At 60.7% G+C, this 18,314-nt stretch carries 18 protein-coding genes; 8 read left to right on the top strand and 10 right to left on the bottom strand.

Annotated features, from left to right (window positions below; all coding sequences use genetic code 11):
* Window positions 1-377: 377 nt before the first annotated feature.
* A complete protein-coding gene (locus tag H7R73_RS18510) occupies window positions 378-1,295 on the bottom strand; it encodes a hypothetical protein (RefSeq protein WP_182951360.1) in 918 nt (305 codons plus the stop codon).
* Complete coding sequence (locus tag H7R73_RS18505; RefSeq protein ID WP_182951359.1) at window positions 1,285-1,857, bottom strand: DUF6932 family protein; 573 nt, start codon at window positions 1,855-1,857, stop codon at window positions 1,285-1,287. The genes H7R73_RS18510 and H7R73_RS18505 overlap by 11 nt, the downstream gene beginning before the upstream one ends.
* A gap of 387 nt (window positions 1,858-2,244) precedes the next feature.
* On the opposite strand from H7R73_RS18505, the gene H7R73_RS18500 reads away from it, so the two are divergent.
* Window positions 2,245-3,192 (top strand): IS30-like element ISAs2 family transposase, encoded by a 948-nt coding sequence (locus H7R73_RS18500; protein WP_019706001.1) that lies wholly within the window; start codon window positions 2,245-2,247, stop codon window positions 3,190-3,192.
* A gap of 303 nt (window positions 3,193-3,495) precedes the next feature.
* Here the strand turns inward: H7R73_RS18500 and H7R73_RS18495 are convergent, their stop codons facing one another.
* The gene (locus H7R73_RS18495) at window positions 3,496-4,089 is read right to left on the bottom strand and encodes an MliC family protein (protein ID WP_103259602.1); all 594 of its coding nucleotides are present in this window, start codon (window positions 4,087-4,089) and stop codon (window positions 3,496-3,498) included.
* Between the two features lie 110 nt (window positions 4,090-4,199).
* Window positions 4,200-4,568: a DUF2061 domain-containing protein gene (locus H7R73_RS18490; protein WP_010675518.1), complete on the bottom strand. Its 369-nt coding sequence runs from the start codon at window positions 4,566-4,568 to the stop codon at window positions 4,200-4,202.
* A gap of 180 nt (window positions 4,569-4,748) precedes the next feature.
* On the opposite strand from H7R73_RS18490, the gene H7R73_RS18485 reads away from it, so the two are divergent.
* Entirely contained in the window at window positions 4,749-4,970 is a 222-nt protein-coding gene (locus H7R73_RS18485) for a hypothetical protein (protein WP_010675517.1), read from the top strand.
* 113 nt (window positions 4,971-5,083) lie between these two features.
* Here H7R73_RS18485 and H7R73_RS18480 read toward each other — a convergent pair whose 3' ends face one another.
* Window positions 5,084-5,683: an FMN-dependent NADH-azoreductase gene (locus tag H7R73_RS18480; protein ID WP_103259603.1), complete on the bottom strand. Its 600-nt coding sequence runs from the start codon at window positions 5,681-5,683 to the stop codon at window positions 5,084-5,086.
* 109 nt (window positions 5,684-5,792) lie between these two features.
* On the opposite strand from H7R73_RS18480, the gene H7R73_RS18475 reads away from it, so the two are divergent.
* Window positions 5,793-6,722, top strand: a complete 930-nt coding sequence (locus H7R73_RS18475) for a LysR family transcriptional regulator (RefSeq protein ID WP_103259604.1) — start codon at window positions 5,793-5,795, stop codon at window positions 6,720-6,722.
* 50 nt (window positions 6,723-6,772) lie between these two features.
* On the opposite strand, the gene H7R73_RS18470 is transcribed toward H7R73_RS18475, so the two are convergent.
* From H7R73_RS18470 to H7R73_RS18460, 3 genes are read right to left on the bottom strand one after another with little or no spacing between them, the layout of a single operon-like run.
* Window positions 6,773-7,627, bottom strand: coding sequence for a 23S rRNA (adenine(2030)-N(6))-methyltransferase RlmJ (locus tag H7R73_RS18470; protein WP_043156277.1), 855 nt, complete (start codon window positions 7,625-7,627; stop codon window positions 6,773-6,775).
* Window positions 7,621-8,082: a DUF2390 domain-containing protein gene (locus H7R73_RS18465; protein ID WP_039040190.1), complete on the bottom strand. Its 462-nt coding sequence runs from the start codon at window positions 8,080-8,082 to the stop codon at window positions 7,621-7,623. The genes H7R73_RS18470 and H7R73_RS18465 overlap by 7 nt, the downstream gene beginning before the upstream one ends.
* Complete coding sequence (locus H7R73_RS18460) at window positions 8,075-9,985, bottom strand: ABC transporter ATP-binding protein (protein WP_103259605.1); 1,911 nt, start codon at window positions 9,983-9,985, stop codon at window positions 8,075-8,077. Before H7R73_RS18460 ends, H7R73_RS18465 begins: the two co-directional genes overlap by 8 nt.
* 147 nt (window positions 9,986-10,132) lie before the next feature.
* On the opposite strand from H7R73_RS18460, the gene H7R73_RS18455 reads away from it, so the two are divergent.
* The 3 genes from H7R73_RS18455 (at window position 10,133) to H7R73_RS18445 (ending at window position 13,252) form a co-directional block, all read left to right on the top strand.
* Window positions 10,133-10,543 (top strand): CBS domain-containing protein, encoded by a 411-nt coding sequence (locus tag H7R73_RS18455; protein ID WP_010675511.1) that lies wholly within the window; start codon window positions 10,133-10,135, stop codon window positions 10,541-10,543.
* 328 nt (window positions 10,544-10,871) lie between these two features.
* The gene (locus H7R73_RS18450; RefSeq protein ID WP_043156284.1) at window positions 10,872-11,972 is read left to right on the top strand and encodes a porin; all 1,101 of its coding nucleotides are present in this window, start codon (window positions 10,872-10,874) and stop codon (window positions 11,970-11,972) included.
* A gap of 335 nt (window positions 11,973-12,307) precedes the next feature.
* Window positions 12,308-13,252 (top strand): chemotaxis protein CheV, encoded by a 945-nt coding sequence (locus tag H7R73_RS18445; protein ID WP_041212426.1) that lies wholly within the window; start codon window positions 12,308-12,310, stop codon window positions 13,250-13,252.
* An 87-nt stretch (window positions 13,253-13,339) separates the two neighbouring features.
* On the opposite strand, the gene H7R73_RS18440 is transcribed toward H7R73_RS18445, so the two are convergent.
* Window positions 13,340-13,948: an arylesterase gene (locus H7R73_RS18440; RefSeq protein ID WP_103259606.1), complete on the bottom strand. Its 609-nt coding sequence runs from the start codon at window positions 13,946-13,948 to the stop codon at window positions 13,340-13,342.
* Window positions 13,949-14,005: 57 nt separating this feature from the next.
* Here H7R73_RS18440 and H7R73_RS18435 point away from each other — a divergent pair, with 57 nt between their 5' ends.
* On the top strand, window positions 14,006-14,716 hold the full coding sequence (locus tag H7R73_RS18435) for an ABC transporter ATP-binding protein (protein WP_042016058.1): 711 nt from the start codon (window positions 14,006-14,008) through the stop codon (window positions 14,714-14,716).
* A 64-nt stretch (window positions 14,717-14,780) separates the two neighbouring features.
* Window positions 14,781-17,222 carry an ABC transporter permease gene (locus H7R73_RS18430; RefSeq protein ID WP_103261088.1) on the top strand — a complete coding sequence of 814 codons (2,442 nt, stop codon included), beginning with the start codon at window positions 14,781-14,783 and terminating at the stop codon, window positions 17,220-17,222.
* Between the two features lie 42 nt (window positions 17,223-17,264).
* On the opposite strand, the gene H7R73_RS18425 is transcribed toward H7R73_RS18430, so the two are convergent.
* The gene (locus H7R73_RS18425; protein WP_103259607.1) at window positions 17,265-18,170 is read right to left on the bottom strand and encodes a TIGR01777 family oxidoreductase; all 906 of its coding nucleotides are present in this window, start codon (window positions 18,168-18,170) and stop codon (window positions 17,265-17,267) included.
* Window positions 18,171-18,314: the final 144 nt, after the last annotated feature.

Genomic DNA, 18,314 nt, shown 5'->3' with positions numbered 1-18,314 from the left:
CTGCCCTCGGGTCGCCAACCCGTCCGGCCGGGGCGGGAAATGGCCGCTTTGACCCCTGGTGGGGCCAGAACAGCCGTCAATGGACAGGTGAACGCTACTATAAGCAAATATGTGGTCATTGTCGGAAAACCAATAAATTCAGCTCATACTGGCTCTGGAACGCCAGACAGAGCCATCAGGTGGCCGAAAAGGGCACTCCAAGGGGATTTCCCGATCCTGGTTTATGTCGTGGCTGGGTTATATGCGATGGTATGAATGCGCTTCTCTCATCACATCTACGGGCTGACACTTGAGCACTTTTTGATGGCTAGTTGCTAACACCCGCCTAAGGAACTGACAACGCCACGCGAAGACAGTCCCTCTTGAGGCCTTTGTTATTAATTTTCATCTACAAACTCTAATAACTTATAAACGGTTCGCTCTGGACGGCGCAATGGTTTTATTGATTTTGTCAACAAGTTAACTCTAACCTGCTTACCGATTAACTCTGATCTAAACTGTTCAGCGGCTAGCCTAGTTGTTGAACCATAGATAATGTTTCCTTCTCTTGTTACAGCCTCAAACTTACAGTGCTCCGGAAGCAAACCTAAAACTTTCAGCTCCACCAGTTCTTCATCTTCATCAATTTCTGTTGCCTCTGTTCTTTGTCTTGCTCGATGAATCCAGTTGGAATCGAGGGAATATTCTTGAGTATCACCAACTAAACGCATTGTTGAATGGGCTTTATCAAGGGTAATGAAAAAATCTTTCAGCGACTGTAATACTCTCTTATCAAGTGATTCAATCAGTTTTTCAAAAGTTTCATCGTCTGGCTGAGCTGATGCGTTAATTAAATCTAAAACATAATCAACAGTATGCTTAAGAGCAGTTTCTGTGATTTCTAATTGATCTGAAACTTCATCAAGAATAAATCCAAATGAGCCTTTGGCTACTTGTGTAACCATAAGGTTCGAATTGGCTTTTAACGGGATCTTACCCCGCTCACCTAGGCTACCATTTTCTTTACTTGCAAAAGCTTTATTTATTAATTCTTGGAAGTTTTCTAAAACATTGCCCGCAAAGCTAGCAAGTATTCCTTGAGAACCTAATACTGGTTCGCCACCAAAAAATAGGGCGACACTGGCATTAGTTTCATTGGCATTTTTTAGCAAGGAAATTTCTCTATCAAGTTTCTCTAACTTTTCACGATACTGTAGCTCCCCGACGATATCTCCATACTCAATGGTTTCAGAGATCAACTGCTGTACTGCGTGCTGATCAGACGTCAAACTATTCAGTTTCAATTTACGAGGCATTGTAACCTCCGTTTATCAGCTTATTAAGAATATCTGTTTCATTATAGGAAAGATCTATTTCAAGCATTCCTTTCCACAAACTTGTTTCTCTTTGATGAGAAAACAAACCAAACCAGTATTTTGTATGGGAAACAATAGCCTTAGTGGGCAAGTCTAAGTCTACAAAATATGCATCACATTTATATGATGCTTTCGCCATTTCAGGAGAAAACAAGCCTATATTGGCTTCTACAAAATTTTTCCAATCATCAAGAATAAAACCTACAGGTCTATGAGCGAATGTTACTAAATCAATATCATTGGGTGCTCTTCCTCTGGTTTTTTCAACATTCTCAACAAAGCTACCATCAAGCCATTGAAAACCATTTTTAATACCTAAGCATCTCAAATCATAGCGGTACTTAAGAAACCCAATTAAAATTTCAATTCTTTCCTTACTTGTTGCAAAGTGCTCGACAAAAGCCTCCAAAGAAACTTTGTAAGGAGCTTGATTTGCTGATTTGGTTGGACAAGCTCCAATGAAAGGAGGAAGCACTCCTGACTCTTCAAAGTTTGGAATCAAATCCCGTCTCCTTTAGAATTTATTACAGTGATTAGATGGAGGATGATACTAATACTCTAATATTGCTTTCTATTTAACCCTGCTTCACCTTAATTAAGGGAATTGTAAATGATATTTTAAATAAATGGTTTACTTTCTTGCCTCTGAAGTGGACGATATTCGCTTGCCCTCTTCTTTTGCACAACTTTTTCGATTGCATAGAAAAGTCGTGTGACATAGGCATGGCAAATTCCGGGATGGCTACCGCACTGGATCTCAGCCTCCAGTCTGCTGCGCGTTACCCGGGAATTCAGATAATAAGTGCGACACTCATGGATGAATGGCGAGAGGTGGCCAACTGCTGATTGGTGGTACCCTTCTGCTCGCCAAAGTAAAAGCAGTATCACCATGAGCTATCAGCAGTTGACCGAGGGGCAACGATACCAGTTATCGGTGCTTCGCGCACAGGGGATGTCCATCCTTGCCACCGCACGCGCCATTGGCGTTCATCGCTCCACCCTCTACCGGGAGCTGCGTCGTAACGCCGGGCCGCAGGGCTACCAGCCAGACAATGCGCATCAGCACGCCACCCACCGACGGGCCAGTGCGGCCAAATCTCGGCTATCTGCCGATGTCATCCAGTTTGTCGAGCTGACACTCGCCTGGTGGTGGAGCCCGGAGCAGATAAGCGCGGTGGGCAAGCAGATAGGCCTCATGGTGAGTCACGAGTGGATATACCGCCATGTGGCCGCCGACAAAGCCCGGGGTGGCCAGTTGTACCGCCATCTGCGCCAGGGCCACAAGCGCTACCGCAAGGGGGCGAGCAGCCTGCGTTCTCCCATCAAGGAAGCCCGCTCTATTGATGAACGGCCGGCTATCGTCGATAGCCGGGAGCGGCTCGGTGATTGGGAGGCGGACACGGTGCTGGGCAAGCAAGGCACAGGTGCACTGGTCACCCTGGTGGAGCGCAAGAGCCGGCTCTATCTGGTCAAGCGGGTCGCGAGCAAACAGGCTGGGGTGGTGCGGGATGCGATAATCGAGATGTTAACGCCCTACATCGAGCAGGTGCATACCATCACCTTTGACAACGGCGGCGAGTTTGCCGAACACAAGGCGATAGAGGAAGCGCTGGGTGCCGAGACTTACTTTGCGCACCCTTACTCTTCGTGGGAGCGCGGTCTGAACGAGAACAGCAATGGGCTGTTGAGGCAGTTTATCCCAAAGGGAACAGACCTGAGAGAGGTCACGGACGAGGATGTCAGGAGAGCGGAGCAGTGGCTCAACCTACGACCTCGGAAATGTCTCGGATTCAGGCAGCCTGTCAAGGTATTCGAAGAGTACCGTCAGGCGGCATAGGCGAGTGTCGCACTTCGAAGTTGAATTCGCGACCTGCGTGAGGGTTGGCATGGCTCATGGGAGACTCCGACGAGGCGTGTGTTGCCAATTGGCTATATTAACGGCCCGCGAGCGAAGGGAAAGGAGGAAATGGCGAATTGCCGGGCAAGATCAACAAATGGAGGCCAGCCCGAAAGCCTGGCGCCCGGGCTGGATTGGCGAGAGGGGGCTGGGCATAGGTAAAAGGGGGCGAGTGGTCATCTGTTGGTGGCCCTCTTGCTGCCTGTACGGGAGTGGTTGCCCGGCCTCTGGCCGGGCGGGGGATCAGTTGCCCGGGATCTCGATGCAGTTAAGGGTGGGCTGACCGTAGCGCTCCAGCATGGCGTCGCTCCCCTTGGTCCAGAAGGTGAGGTTTTGTCCCTCGTACCGGGCGCCGCTGGCGCTGGGGGTCTCATAGGCGAGCACCTGCTGCTGGTCGTTCCCCTCGCTCAAATTGATCATGGCGGCGGGCCGCTTGGCCTCGTTGTAGAAGTAGGTGGAGAGGGTGAGGCTCTTGCCGCACTGGTAATCAATCGGCGTCGGCACCCTCAGTTGGCCGCCTTTTATCTGCAACTCGGTGATCCGCAACTGGTAGCTCTCTTCCACGCACTGGCGCAGGTCGCCCGCCTTCCAGCAGTCGTTACGCCCCTTGATCCAGCCGCGCTGGATGGCGCGCTCGCTCTTCTGCTGCTCGGGGGAGAACCCGGCAATCGCCTTGGGATAGAGGGCTGACAGCTCGTTATCCAGCGCAGCCAGTCCGGCATCCTTGCAGATGAGGGTTTCGGCGGCGCCTTTCGCCTTGGCGCACTCGAAGGACGGGGTGGCCGCCGCGGCCAGCAGAGGGGAAAACAGCAGGGTTCCAAGCAAGATCTTGTTCATCGACAGGGCTCCAACAGGGGGCATGATGCCCCGTGATCAGAGCACACTTTACACCCGAAGTAGGCAGGAGCACCCCGTGTTTTTGGGTGCCGGGCGGCCCTGCATGGCAATCAGACGCCGGCCAGCGCCAAGGTCTGGCGGCTGCGCCACAGCCGCTCGTGGAAGAAGAAGACGACGGTGTTGATGGCAGGTTCGATCAGTGCCATCACGCCGCCGGTGAGCAGCTCGCCACTCAGCAGGTAGGCGACACCGAAGGCCACCGAGAAGTGGACCAGTGCGAAGCTGCTGGTCTTGGCCTGCAGGCTGTGTTCAGGCTTGAGCTTGTGCCAGCCAAGGTCGTGGAAGTAGAAGGCGACCGTGTTCACGGCGGGCTCGATGAGGGCGATCAGGCTGGCGGTGAGCAGTTCGCCGGTCAGCAGGTAAGCCACGGTGAAGGCGACACAAAAGTGCAGGATGGCGAAGCTGATGGTCTTTTTCATGGTGGTGTCTCCTCTGGCGATGAAGGCAGTATCACCCAGAATTACATCAAATGAAAACCATTCTCATCTATCGGCGAAATAGAAAATGCCTATCGACCGGGGGAGGCACCACCAGATTGGGAGTTGCCCGGGACCGCAGCGGCGCTAGAGTGTGCCTTTTGCCATGAAAAAGGAGCTTTCATGACCATCAACTCCAACCTGTTTGTTCTCTTCATGCTGCTGCTGATGATCGTCGTCGGTGTGGTGGCCTGGCGACTGGCCCGGCGCAAGAGCCGCCACCCGGGGCTCGTCACCTTCCTGTGCGTGCTGCTCTGCCTGGTGCCGCCCTTTGCCCTGCTGGCGCTGCTCATTCTGGCGCTCTGGCGGGACATGCCCGCAGGCCCCGATGCCAGGCAAGCCTAGTCTCTTCAGCCTCCACTGCCGCAGTCATAGAAAAGCCCCTTGCGGGGCTTTTTTACTTGGAATGTCCCGCGCAGCAGGTGGCCGGTTGGAAGGGGCAAGATCGGGTGATGGCCCTACCTGCCTAGGCCAGCGATCCGAGCATGGGCTTCGCGCATTCCCTGTTCCGCCCCGTGGGGGTGCAGATCCATCCCCTCTGCGTAGACGAATTCCACCTCCGCGATGCCCATCAGGCCGAGCACGGATTGGAGGTAGGGGGTGACCGCATCCGTCGCCTGTCCCTGATGCACGCCGCCGCGGCTGCTGAACACCAGGGCGTTGACCCCCTCCACCAGCCCCATGGGGTAGGTGTCGGTGTAACGGAAGGTCACCCTGGCCCGCGCCACCAGATCGAACCAGTTCTTGAGGGGGGTCGGTACATTGAGGTTGTACATGGGGGCGCCGATCAGCAGCAGGTCGGCGGCCTTGAGTTCGGCAATCAGCCGATCCGACAGCGCCACCGCCTGCCGGATGGCCTCATTGGCCGGTTCAGCCCCCCGCAGGGCGTGAAACAACGGGCTGTCGAGGGCGGGCAAGTCGAGGGCGGTCAGGTCGCGCACCACCACCTGGTCCTGATGGCCCTGCTCCCGGCGTGTTTGCAGGAAGCGCTCCATCAACTGGTTAGTGCGGGATGCGGGGCCGTTGAGGCTGGATTGCAGCAGCAGGATCTGGCTCATGAGGGGAACTCCATCTGAAACGTGTGAAGAATGAAGGGAGCTTACCAGTCATTTTTTTCCGCAGTGCTGATAGTATTTCGCCATATTGGTTCCAAAAGGTATGCAATAGATGGCAAACACGCTCAACGGCATCGATCTCTTCGCCACCGTGGTGGAGGCGGGCAGCTTCGCCCAGGCGGCGGAGCGGCTTCACCTCACCCGCTCGGCGGTGGGCAAGGGGGTGGCGCGGCTGGAGCTGCGTCTCGGCGTGCAACTGTTTCATCGCACTACCCGCAGCCAGAGCCTGACCGAGGAGGGGGCGCTCTTCTATCGCCACTGCCTGCGGGCGCTGGAGGAGGTGCGTCTTGGGGAAACGGCGCTGGCCAGCAACAAGCTCACCCTCAACGGCAGATTGAAGGTCTCCATGCCGGTGCTGTTCGGCCAGCAGTGCGTGGCCCCCATTTTGCTGGCGCTGGCGAAGGCGCATCCCGGGCTGGCCCTGGAGCTGTCGTTCAGCGATCGCAAGGTGGATCTGGTGGAGGAGGGGATGGATCTGGTGATCCGCAACGCAGAGCCGCCGGACAGCCTGGATCTGGCGGCGCGCAGGCTCGGGGAGCACGGCATGACGCTCTGCGCCTCGCCCGCCTATCTGGCCGAGCGAGGGGAACCTGTGACCCTGGCCGAGTTACCGGAGCACGAGTGCATCGCCTATCTGCGCCAGGGGCGGGTGCTGTCGTGGTGGTGGCAGGAGGCCGAGACATGGCGCGAGGTCCAGCCCAGAGGGCGGTTGCAGATGGACGATCTCAACGCCATCACCCAGGCGGCCATCGCGGGCTTTGGTCTCGCCTGGCTGCCGACCTGGCTGGTGCGGTCCCACCTCGAGCGGGGCGAGCTGCGCGAGCTGCTGGCCCGGTTGCCGGGTCGGCGCTATCCCATCAATGCCCTCTGGCCCCACAGCCCGCACTTGCCGCTCAAGACCAGAATGGCCATCGACTGGTTGGCGAGCCACCTGCCCGAGCAGCTGGCCAGCGTGAACGTGCCGGGTAATGAGCCCCAATGAAAAAGGGCCTGCTGTGACAGGCCCTTTTTCATTTTCTGTGGTTCCGAGGATCAGGCCTCGGCCTTGCTCAGCCACTCCACCCTGTACTGGGCGCCGGTGCCCTGGGCCAGCCTGGCGCACAGGGGTTTCAAGAAGGCTTCGATCTGCTCGTCCAGCATCCAGGGGGGGCTGATGATCAGCATGCCTGAGCCGTTCATGCCCCAATCGCTGGTCTGGCCGGCCACTTCCAGCTCCGCTACCAGGACGTTGCCGAAGTTCTCCCGCTTGATCGCTTTGAGCATGTCGCGGGACTTGTCCGCCTCTTGCCCGAGGATGGGATACCAGAGCGCATAGATGCCGGTGGCCCAGCGCTTCTGTGCCTTTTTCAGGGTATCGACCACGGCGAAGTAATCTTCCTTGAGCTCATAGGGAGGATCGATCAGCACCAGGCCGCGGCGCGGGGTGGGCGGCAGCAGGGCCACCAGCCCCTCGAAGCCGTCGCGATGGTGGACGGCGACGCGGGGGTCGTACCCCATGTTGGCGCGAAGATCCTCCACCTCGTTGTTGTGCAGCTCCATCAGCGCCAGCTTGTCCTGATCGCGGATGAGGCGGCGTGACAGCTCCGGCGAGCCGGGGTAGTAGTGCAGTTGACCATCGCTGTTCATCTCCTCGATGACACCCAGATAGGGGGCCATGGCAGACCACTGGGCCCGCTCATCCCACAGGCGTTTGATCCCGTCGGCATATTCCGCTTTCTTCTGGGACCAGTCGCCGCGCAGGTCGTAGAGACCGCCACCGGCATGGGTGTCCAGCACGATGAAGGGTTTCTCCTTCTTCTTGAGGGACTCGATGATCAGGGCCTGGACGGCGTGTTTGAGCACGTCGGCGTGGTTGCCGGCGTGAAAGGCGTGGCGGTAGCTCAGCATATGAGATCTCTGAGGGGGCCCTGCTGGGCACCCAGTAACGATAGATAGTGAAACAGGTTGCGGCTGTCGCCGCGAAACAGGGCGAGGGTGCGCAGGGTCTGCAGCAAGACCCCCTGTTGCAGCCGCTCCAGCTCCAGTTCGTGGGCCAGCATGGTCTGGTACTCCTCGGCCCCCACCCGCGACTTGGCCTGCTGGCGCAGGGTGCGCCAGGGGAGCAGCACCGCCTCGGTCTGTACCAGGGCCGGTTGCAAGTCCGTGAGGTCGACCGGGATCCGGAGCAGGTCGAGGTGGTGCAGCAGGAGTGCCAGGTTGACGTTGCCCCCCATGCTTTGCACGTGGAGCCAGTCCTGGCTGCGCTGGCCATAGGCGCCTGTGCTCCATGTCCAGAACTCGGAAGGGGTGGGCAGGGCGTCGGGGCTGACCCGCTCGCTGGCCATCAAGGCTTCATCACGCAAAGAAGGCCTGCTCCATGGTTTCCAGCTCCTCGGAGAGGCTCATCCACTCCAGCTCGACGTGCTCCAGCTCCTCCTTGAGGGGGCCCTGGGACTTGAGCAGCTCGGAGAGCTTGCCCTTGGCGCTCTCTTCATAGATGGCGGGATCGGCGAGCTGGTGCTCGATATCGGCGAGCCTGCCTTGCAGCTTCTCCATGCTGGTTTCGAGCTTTTCCAGCTTCTGGCGCAGCGGCCGGGTCGCTTGCCGGAACTGGGCCTCAAGGCGCTTCTGATCCTTGCGCGCCACCGCCGAGTTGGCGGAGACGGTGCCATCTGCCGGCTTGGCATTGGCCTCTTTCTCCTGCTCGCCGAGCCACTTGTGGTAGTCGTCGAGATCCCCATCGAAGGGCTCGACCCGGCCGCCGTGGACCAGATAGAAATCATCCGTGGTGGTGCGCAGCAGGTGACGGTCGTGAGAGACCACCACCATGGCGCCCTCGAACCCTTGCAGGGCCATGGTCAGGGCGTGGCGCATCTCCAGATCCAGGTGGTTGGTCGGTTCATCCAGGAGCAGCAGGTTGGGCTTTTGCCAGGTGATGAGGGCCAGCACCAGACGCGCTTTCTCACCGCCGGAGAAGGGGGCCACCTTGTCGAGTACCTTGTCGCCGTGAAAACCGAAGCTGCCGAGGTAGTTGCGAAGCTCCTGCTCGGTCTTGTCCGGCGCGAGGCGCACCAGGTGATCGAGGGGGCTGTCATCGAGGCGCAGGGTCTCGAGCTGATGCTGGGCGAAGTAGCCGATGCTCACCCCGGCGCTCACCTCCAGCTTGCCGGAGAGGGGCGGGTTGGAGCCCGACAGCATCTTGATGAAGGTGGACTTGCCCGCGCCGTTGCGACCGAGCAGGCCGATGCGCGACCCCGGCACCAGGTTGAGCTTGATCTTCTCCAGGATCACCTTGTCGCCGTAACCGGCGCTGAGGTTCTCCATGGCGATGAGCGGGGTCGGCAGAGCGGAGGGCTCGCGAAACTCGAAGCTGAACTCGGAGTCGGCGTGGGCGGGCAGGATCTTCTCCATCCGCTCCATGGCCTTCAAGCGGCTCTGGGCCTGACGGGCCTTGGAGGCCTTGTAGCGGAAGCGGTCCACATAGGATTGCATGTGGGCCATCTCCCGCTGCTGCTTCTCGTACATGGACTGCTGCTGGGCCAGGTGCTCGGCCCGTTGCAGTTCGAAGTCGGAGTAGCCGCCGCTGTATTCGTTGAGCTTGCCGTTCTCGATATGGATGATGCGATTCACCACGGAGTCGAGGAAGTCGCGGTCGTGAGAAATGAGCACCAGCGTGCCCTGATAGCCCTTGAGCCACTTCTCCAGCCAGATGACGGCGTCCAGATCCAGGTGGTTGGTCGGTTCATCCAGCAGCAGCAGATCGGAGCGGCAGAGCAGCGCCTGGGCCAGGTTCAGGCGCATGCGCCAGCCGCCGGAGAAGCTTCTGACCGGCGAGTCGAGCTGATCGCCGCCAAAACCCAGACCGTGCAGCAGCTCGGCGGCGCGGGCGCGAATGCTGTAGGCACCTATGGTATCGAGCTTGCCGTGCAGCTCGGCCACCAGCAGACCGTTGTCATCCGCCTCGGCCTGGGCGAGCTCGGCCTCCAGGGCGCGGAACTCCTTGTCGCCATCGACCACGTATTCGAGCGCGGAGCAATCCAGCGCCGGGGTCTCCTGGGCCACGCCGGCAATCTGCCAGCCGGCGGGCAGGCTGAAGCTGCCGTTGTCGATGGCCAGCTCGCCCCGCACCAGCGCAAAGAAGGTGGACTTGCCACAGCCGTTCTTGCCCACCAGGCCCACCTTGTGGCCGGGGTGTATGGTGGCGGACGCGTTGTCCAGCAGCGTGCGGCCGCCGCGGATCAGTTCGATTTGACTGGCAACTATCATGGATGGGTCTGCTTGGCTCGATTGAAGGAGAGAAACTGGCGCGGATCTTACGTGAAATGACACAAATTTGCACTTGAGGGCGGGGGGGATGGCTGCCGCCGGAAAAACGTGTCATAACAGAGACATCTGGGGGGCAGGAGGCTGACCATGTTGATTAAAGAGATCATGACGACCCGGGTCGCGACCGTTTCCATGGATGACAGGCTGAGCGTCATCAAGGAGATCTTCGAGCAGGCCCATTTCCGCCACCTCCTGGTGGTGGAAGAAGAGGAGCTGGTGGGGGTCATCTCGGACCGGGATCTGCTGCGTGCCATCAGCCCCTATCTGGACACGGATGCCGAGATGAACCGGGACACCGAGACCCTCAATCGGCGCGCCCATCAGATCATGAGCCGTGAACCCATCACCGTCTCCCCCGAACGCTCCCTGAAAGAGGCCGCCGGCCTCATGCTGGAGCACCAGATCTCCTGTCTGCCTGTGCTGGAAAACGGCGCCCTGGTGGGCATAGTGAGCTGGAAGGACCTGCTGAGGGTCATGCGCGGCTGGCAGCCGGTCTGACGAGGCGGGGAACATAAGCGGGGAGTCCGTGTCGCCCGGCAGGGCTTCCCTGTTTCTCGCTTTGCTGAAACATTAAACTGTATTCATCAAATCTTTCAGTTCACTTGTGTTGCAAAAATGATTTTTATGGTCATAAATTCTACCAGTGTCATTTCATGTGACACTATATGTCGCGGCGTCAGCTCGAATTGATGCTTTTATAATTAATCGTTCGCCGCTTCAGTTCCCATCAAGGTTTCCGGATCTACCTTAGGCCATCGGCACATCAACCGATCATCACGACCGAACTCTGGTCTGACAGAGAGTGCTTACACCTGAGGAAAGAACAATGAAAAAGACAGCATTGACGATGGCCATCTCCAGCCTGCTGCTGGCCGGTGGTGCACAGGCCGCCAACGTTTACGATCAGAATGGTACCAAACTGGACATCGGCGGCCGCGTCAACGGCATGTACTACGGCACCGATGACAATGCCACCGAAGGCGATGCCAGCTACCTGCGTCTGCACATCGCAGGTGAAACCAAGGTTGACGAGGATCTGACCGCGTTCGGCTTCGCCGAGTACAACCTGCCGGTCTCCGGTTCTGACAACGACGAGCTGCGTTACGCCTATGCGGGCATCAAGCACGATCGCTTCGGTGCCTTCAGCTACGGTCGTCAGGACGGTCTGTTCACCAAGGCGGTGAACAACTACACCGACGTGCTGCCGGAGTGGGGTGGTGATGGTCTGGGCAAGGACACCGAGGTGTTCGGTACCGGTCGTACCAACGGCCTGGCCCAGTACATGTACAACTGGCAGGGGCTGACCCTGGGTGCCCAGTTCACCGGCAACAACGACCCGCAGAACGCGAGCCGCAGCGAGCGCGTCGGTCCGAACAGCACCTGGAGCCCGAAAGGTTCTTCCGAGGGGTATGCCCTCTCTGCCAACTATGACTTCAACATGGGCCTGAGCCTGGGTGCCGCCTACAACCAGGCAGGCAAGACCGACGAGCAGGCCGAGAACGTGAGCTTCGGCGGCGACAGCGACGCCAAGCTGTTCGGGGTGGGCGCCAAGTATGCCGTCGGCAACCTCTACATGGCCGCCACCTACTCCCACGGTGAAGATCACCTCTTCGTGGACACCGGCTCCCTGCGCGGTTACGCCGAGAAGATGGATGGCTACGAAGCGGTCGTGCAGTACAACATCACGCCGAAGTTCAAGCCCTCCCTGGCCTACCTGCGTACCGACGTGAAGGACAGCGCTCACGGCATCGATGACACCGCGACCGAATACGTCTCCGTGGGTGCCTGGTACAACTTCACCGACAACTTCAATGCCTACGTGGACTACAAGATCAACCTGCTGGACGAAGTGGGTTCCACCGGCAAGAACAGCCTGAACAAGTCCACCGACGACATCGTCGCCGTGGCCCTGCAGTACAACTTCTAAGTCGTCCCGGACGCACTGCACATCTCAGGACCGGCCCATGTGGCCGGTCTTTTTGTTGCTGGCGGACCGCGCTGGATGACAAGAGCGGCACGCCGGGGTTCAGCAATGGCCCTGTGTGGTCGATACCCTTGTTGTCGGGGCCGGTGCGTGGCTGTGCTTGCCATGAGGCAGTGATGGGGCGATGATCACGCCCCGTGGTCAAGATCCTATCTTTCCTCGACGCTTTTCATTATTTCTATATAGGCTTGCGTTGTCCCGACAGGGAAAGCGGGGCTGGTTGGCATGTCGCAGCTCCGGTGCGGGGCAATTTCGGGAAATGGACGTAAGGGCGTTATATGGCGAGCATATTGGATTCAGTGGATCAACGTACCCAGCTTGTAGGGGAGAATCGCCTGGAACTGCTGATGTTCCGTTTGGGTGCCCAGCAACTGTTTGCGATCAACGTCTTCAAGGTGCGGGAAGTGGTCAAGCTGCCCCATCTGAACAAGATGCCGGGGTCCCACCACAACATCAGCGGCGTCGCCAACATTCGCGGCGTCTCCATCCCCGTCATCAACCTGCGCGGTGCCATCGGGATGCGCCCCATGGCCATCGATCAGGAGTCCAACCTCATCATCACCGAGTACAACCGCACCATTCAGGGATTCCTGGTGGGGCAGGTGGCCCACATCGTCAATATGACCTGGAAGGACATACTGCCGCCGCCCCGTTCGGCGGGTCGTGCCAACTACCTCACCGCCATCACTCGCATCCCGGAAGGGGGCGTCGACCAGATCGTCGAGATCATCGACGTGGAGAAGGTGCTGGCGGAGATCATCACCTATGACGTGCGCATCTCGTCCGAGGTGCTGGACGAGGAGATCCTGCCCCAGATGCAGGGACGCCGGGTGCTCATCGTCGATGACTCCAGCACGGCCCGCAACCAGGTGCGCGAGACCCTCGCCCAGCTCGGGCTCGAGGTCATCGAGTGCCAGGACGGCTTGCAGGCCCTCAAGTTGCTCAAGGGGTGGTGCGATGCGGGCAAGAAGGTGACCGACGAGATCATGCTGATGATCACGGACGCCGAGATGCCGGAGATGGATGGTTATCGCCTGACTCATGAGGTGCGCAGCGATCCGCGCATGTCCGATCTCTTCATCACCCTCAATACCTCCCTGAGCGGCAACTTCAACGAGGCCATGGTCAAGAAGGTGGGGTGTGATCGCTTCATCTCCAAATTCCAGCCCGACTTGCTGGTGGACGTGGCCCAGCAGCGGATGCGGCAGATCCTGGGCCGTTGAACCCGGCACGCCGAACCATGAAAAAGCCCCCGCCATGCGGGGGCTTTTTGCTGGGCAAGGGGAAGGGTCATGGGCCCGGACACCGGGCTACTGTGTCAGCAGAGGCTCGACAAAGCGGGCGACCTTGTCGCGGATCCGGGGCTGGGCGGCGGCCGTCGGGTGCAGTCCATCGTTCATCATGAGTTCAGGGCGCAGCACAATATCATCCAGAAAGAAGGGCATCAGCGGCAGGTCGTTGGCCTTGGCAAGATCCGGGAAGATCTGCTCGAACTGTTGCAGATAGCGCGCCCCATAGTTGCGGGGCAGCAGGATCTGGGTCAGCACCGTCTTCGCCTGGTGCGCCCGGGTGAGCTCGATCATCTTGGTCAGGTTGGCCCGGGTGATGGCGGGAGCAAAGCCCCGCAGCCCGTCGTTGGCGCCGAGTTCGATCAACACCCAGTCCGGTTTGTAGGTTTCGAGCAGGGCGGGCAGGCGGGCCAGGCCGCCCTGGGTCGTTTCACCGCTGATGCTGGCATTGATGAGGGTGTGTTCTCCCCCCTGCTGCTGCCACTTTTCATTGAGCAGGGCAGGCCAGCTCTGTTCGGCCTGCATCTGGTAGCCGGCACTCAGGCTGTCGCCCAGTACCAGCAGGGTCTGGGCCTGGACGGACGCTGCCCAGCAGCACAGGCAACTCACGGCAAACAAGAGACGCATCATGCAGTCAACTCCCACGTTCTATTGTCATTACAGGTTCAGGCAAACAGGATACCCAAGATGAGTTCAACGCCCATTATCGCCGTCAGGGGGCTCGGTAAAACCGTTCGCCTCGGTCAGGAAAGCCTCACCATCCTTGAAGGGATCGATCTGCAAGTCAATACCGGCGAGACGCTGGCGCTGGTCGGTGCGTCCGGTTCCGGCAAGTCCACCCTGCTTGGTTTGCTGGCCGGTCTCGATCTGCCGAGCAGCGGCGAGATAGAGATCCTCGGCCACTCCCTCACCCGGCTGGACGAGGAGGGACGCGCCAGGCTGCGGGCCGAGCAGGTGGGGTTCGTGTTCCAGTCGTTCCTGCTGCTGCCCACCCTGAGTGCCCTGGAAAACGTCATGTTGCCGGCAGAGCTGCGGGGGGAGACCGACAGCGAGCCCCGTGCCCGGGAGCTGCTGGCCCAGGTCGGTCTGGGAGAGCGGTTGCACCACCTGCCGCCGCGCCTCTCTGGCGGCGAGCAGCAGCGGGTCGCCATTGCCCGTGCCTTCATGACCCGCCCCAGCCTGCTGCTGGCGGACGAGCCCACCGGTAACCTCGACAGCAAGACCGGGGAGACGGTGATCGAACTGCTGTTTCGTCTCAACCGCGAGCACAACACCACCCTGGTGGTGGTGACCCATGACCATGAACTGGCCCAGCGCTGCCAGCGGCAGCTGGTGATGTCAGCCGGGCGGCTGGAGGCACAGGCTGTCATGGCGGCCAGGGTGGGAGAGCTGTCATGAGTCAGTGGAGACAGAGCTGCACCAGGCGATCGTTGGCAGCAGCATGGACGGTGAGGGAGGCGTCATGAGTCAGTGGCGACTGGGATTGAAGCTGCTGCGCCGGGAAGGGTTCAGCGGCGAGCTGCGCTGGTTTGTGCTGGCGCTGGCGCTGAGCGTCGCCTGCGTGCTCAGCGTGGCTCTGGTGGCGGATCGGCTGGACGCGGGGCTCAAGGCCTCCGGGCGGGATTTCATCGGAGGGGACAGGGTGCTGCGCTCCGCGACGCCGGCACCGGCAGAGTGGCTGGCGCAGGCGCATCAGGAGGGGCTGGCCGTGCAGACCACGGTCAGCTTCAACAGCATGCTGTTTCACGGCGATACCCTGCAACTGGCCTCTATCCGCGCCGTGCCCGGGGATTTTCCCTTCTACGGCAAGCTGGAGCTCACTCCCCAGCGCGCCCCGGCGCCCGGCGAGATCTGGCTCTCAGCCAGGGTGATGCAGCTGCTCGGCGCCAAGGTGGGGGAGGTACTCGAGGTCGGCAACACCCGGCTGACGGTGGCAGGGGAGCTGGGCCAGGAGCCGGATCAGGGGTTCACCCCCTTCCAGATGGCGCCAAGGGCCTTGATCCACAGCGCCGATATCGAGGCGACCGGGGCCCTGCTGCCGGGCAGTCGCCAGCAGTGGCGCTATCTCGTCAAGGGGCCCCGTGACGCCATCGCCCGCTATGAGGCCTGGCTCAACCCCAGGCTGAGCGCCGGGCAGAAGCTCGTCAAACCCGACGATCAGGGTACCCAGGTGGGGAAATCCCTGGGCAATGCCGAGCGCTTCTTCCGTCTGGCATCCCTTGCCGGCGTGCTGCTCGGCGCCCTGGCCATGGGGATAGCGGTGCGCCATTTCGCCGAGCGCCAGACCAACATGGTGGCCCTGCTCAAGACCCTGGGGGCCTCACGGCGCACCCTGTGGCAACTGATGGGCACCCTGCTGTTCTCCCTGACCCTGGTGGGGGCCCTGATGGGGCTGGTGGCGGGCAGCGCCATGCAGTGGCTGACCCTGAACCTGCTGGGGGAGCTGCTGCCTGCGGATCTGCCGCCCCCCTCCTGGCGACCCTTCGCCCTGGGCCTCGCGGTCGCCTTCTTCATCACCCTGATGCTGGCGTTCGTTCCCTTCCTTAGGCTGCTCAAGGTACCGCCGCTGCGGGTGCTGCGCCGGGAGCTGGAGGCGGGGATTCCCCCCTGGCTGACGGTGCCCGTGGGGCTCATCGGGCTGTTTGCCCTGGTGTGGGGCTTTACCGCCGACATCAGGCTGGCCTGCGGGCTCATCGGCGGCATGGGGGTGTTGATGGCGCTGCTGGCCCTGCTCGCCTCCGCGCTGTTGCGTCTTGGCAGTCGGCTCAAGGGGCCCCATGCCCTGCGCCTGGCCATCAATCACCTCTCCCGGGAGCGGGGCAGTGGTCTGTTCCAGCTGGCGGGCTTCGCCCTGGCCCTGATGCTGTTCGGGCTGCTGTGGGCGGCGCGGGTCGATCTGCTGGAGGATTTTTCCACCCGGTTGCCTGCCGACGCCCCGAACCGCTTCCTGGTCAATGTGGCGGACAGCGAGCGGGAAGGGATCCTGGCCGATCTGCACCAGGCCGGGGCCATCACCTCGGACTTCTACCCCATGGTGCGCGGGCGCCTGACCCGTATCGCCGGTGAGGCGGTGGGGGAGGATGCGGCGCGGGAGGGGGTGGACAGGGAGCTCAACTTCACCACCACATCGGCCCTGCCCGCCGACAACAAGGTCACTGCCGGTCAATGGCTGGCCGGCAAGGGGGAGGTCTCCGTCGACGAGGCACTGGCGGGACGGCTCGGCATCGCGCTCGGCGACGTGCTCGGCTTCACCATAGAGGGGCGGGCGTTCGAGGCCAGGGTGACCAGCCTGAGGTCCATCAAGTGGGACAACATGAGGCCGAACTTCTACATGATCTTCTCGCCGGACGTGCTGGCCCCCTTCTCCCAGACCTGGCTCGGCAGCTATCGTCTGCCGCCTGAGGGGCGAGGGGCAGAGGTGGAACTCATCCGCCGCCACCCCACGGTGAGCCTCATCGATGTGGAGGATCTGATAGGCCGCCTCACTTTGGTCTCCGATCAGGTGAGCCGCGCCCTGGGGTTGATGCTCGGGCTGGTGACGGTGGCCGCCCTGCTGGTGCTGCTGACCCAGACCCAGGCCGGCATGGCCCATCGCCGCAGGGAGCTGCTGCTGATGCGCACCTTGGGGGCGGGCAGCGCCCTGCTCGAGAAGATGTTGCGCTGGGAGCTGGTGGCGAGCGGTGCCCTGGCGGGGCTTTGCGCCGCCATGGTGGTGGAGCTCTGCTCCTTCGGTCTGCAGTGGTGGTGGGAGGGGGCGCAGTGGCAGTTCCACTGGGCCATCTGGGTTGCACTCCCCCTGCTTGGGGCCGTGCTGGTGACCCTGGCCGGACAGGGCATGCGCCGCCAACTGCTGGCGGGTACCCTGAGCGACCGGCTCAGGGGACTGGGGCAGGGGCTGCTCTGATGGCTCGACACATCCCGACCTCGGTCGGGATGTGTCATTGGGTCAACGGGGTGAGTGCAGCAGATTGTCCAGAGCGCCGGGCAGGGCCGGGAAACTGAAGTGAAAACCGGCCTGCTGCAAGCGGGCGGGCAGTACCTGCTGTCCGGTGAGCAGCAGATCCGCCGCCTCTCCCATCAGGAGTCGCAGGAGGGGGGCCGGTACGAAGAAGAGGTGCGGGCGATGGAGCGTGGCGGCCAGGGTCTCGCTGAATCGGCGATTGCTGACCGGTTGCGGGGCCGTGCCGTTGAAGATGCCCTCACACTCGCCGTGCTCGATGAGAAACAGCATGGCCCGCACCAGATCCTGCACGTGGATCCAGCTCATCATCTGGGTGCCGCTGCCCATGGGGCCGCCGAGGCCGAGGCGGTAAGGGGGCAGCATCCTGGGCAAGGCGCCCCCCTCCATGCCGAGTACCAGGCCGATGCGCAGGATGCAGACCCGGGTCTGGGCTGAGCGGGCCTGCTGGGCAAGCTGCTCCCACCGCTGACAGAGACGGTGGGTGAATTCGTCGTGAGGGCTCTGGCATGTTTCATCCAGAGGGGCGTCATCCTGGCGGCCATACCAGCCGATGGCGGAGGCATTGAGCAGCAATCTGGGGGGCGTGCTGGAGAGTTTGACGAGATCCACCAGCTGTTCGGTCAGCAGCCAGCGGCTGTTGCAGAGCAACTGCTTGCGGGACTCGCTCCAGCGTCCGGCGGCGATGGGTTCGCCGGCCAGGTTGATGACGATGTCCACGTCATTGAGGTGATCCAGCCTGTCCAGACTGTCCAGCAGGGTGACATCGTGGCCGAGCAGCTCGTAGGCCCGGCTGCCCTGGCGGGTCAGCACGACTACTTCGTGCGCCACCTTGAGGTGTGCCACCAGACGGCGGCCGATAAACCCCGTGCCCCCCGTGATCAGTATCTTCATGTCCTGCCTCCCTGACGCTCTAGGGTCTACTCTAGAGCCTGGGTGCCCGATGGACAAGCTCCTGTTTTTATGAGCATTATGATTTTTGTCTCCCAAGACGCCGCCCCCTTTGTCCACGGGGTTGCCGGGCGTTGCGACCACGGG

The organism is Aeromonas sp. WP2-W18-CRE-05, assembly GCF_014168615.1.
Classification (GTDB): Bacteria; Pseudomonadota; Gammaproteobacteria; order Enterobacterales; family Aeromonadaceae; genus Aeromonas; species Aeromonas caviae.
Note: the sequence above shows the minus strand (reverse complement) of the source record. Positions and strands in the feature narration are given on the sequence as shown.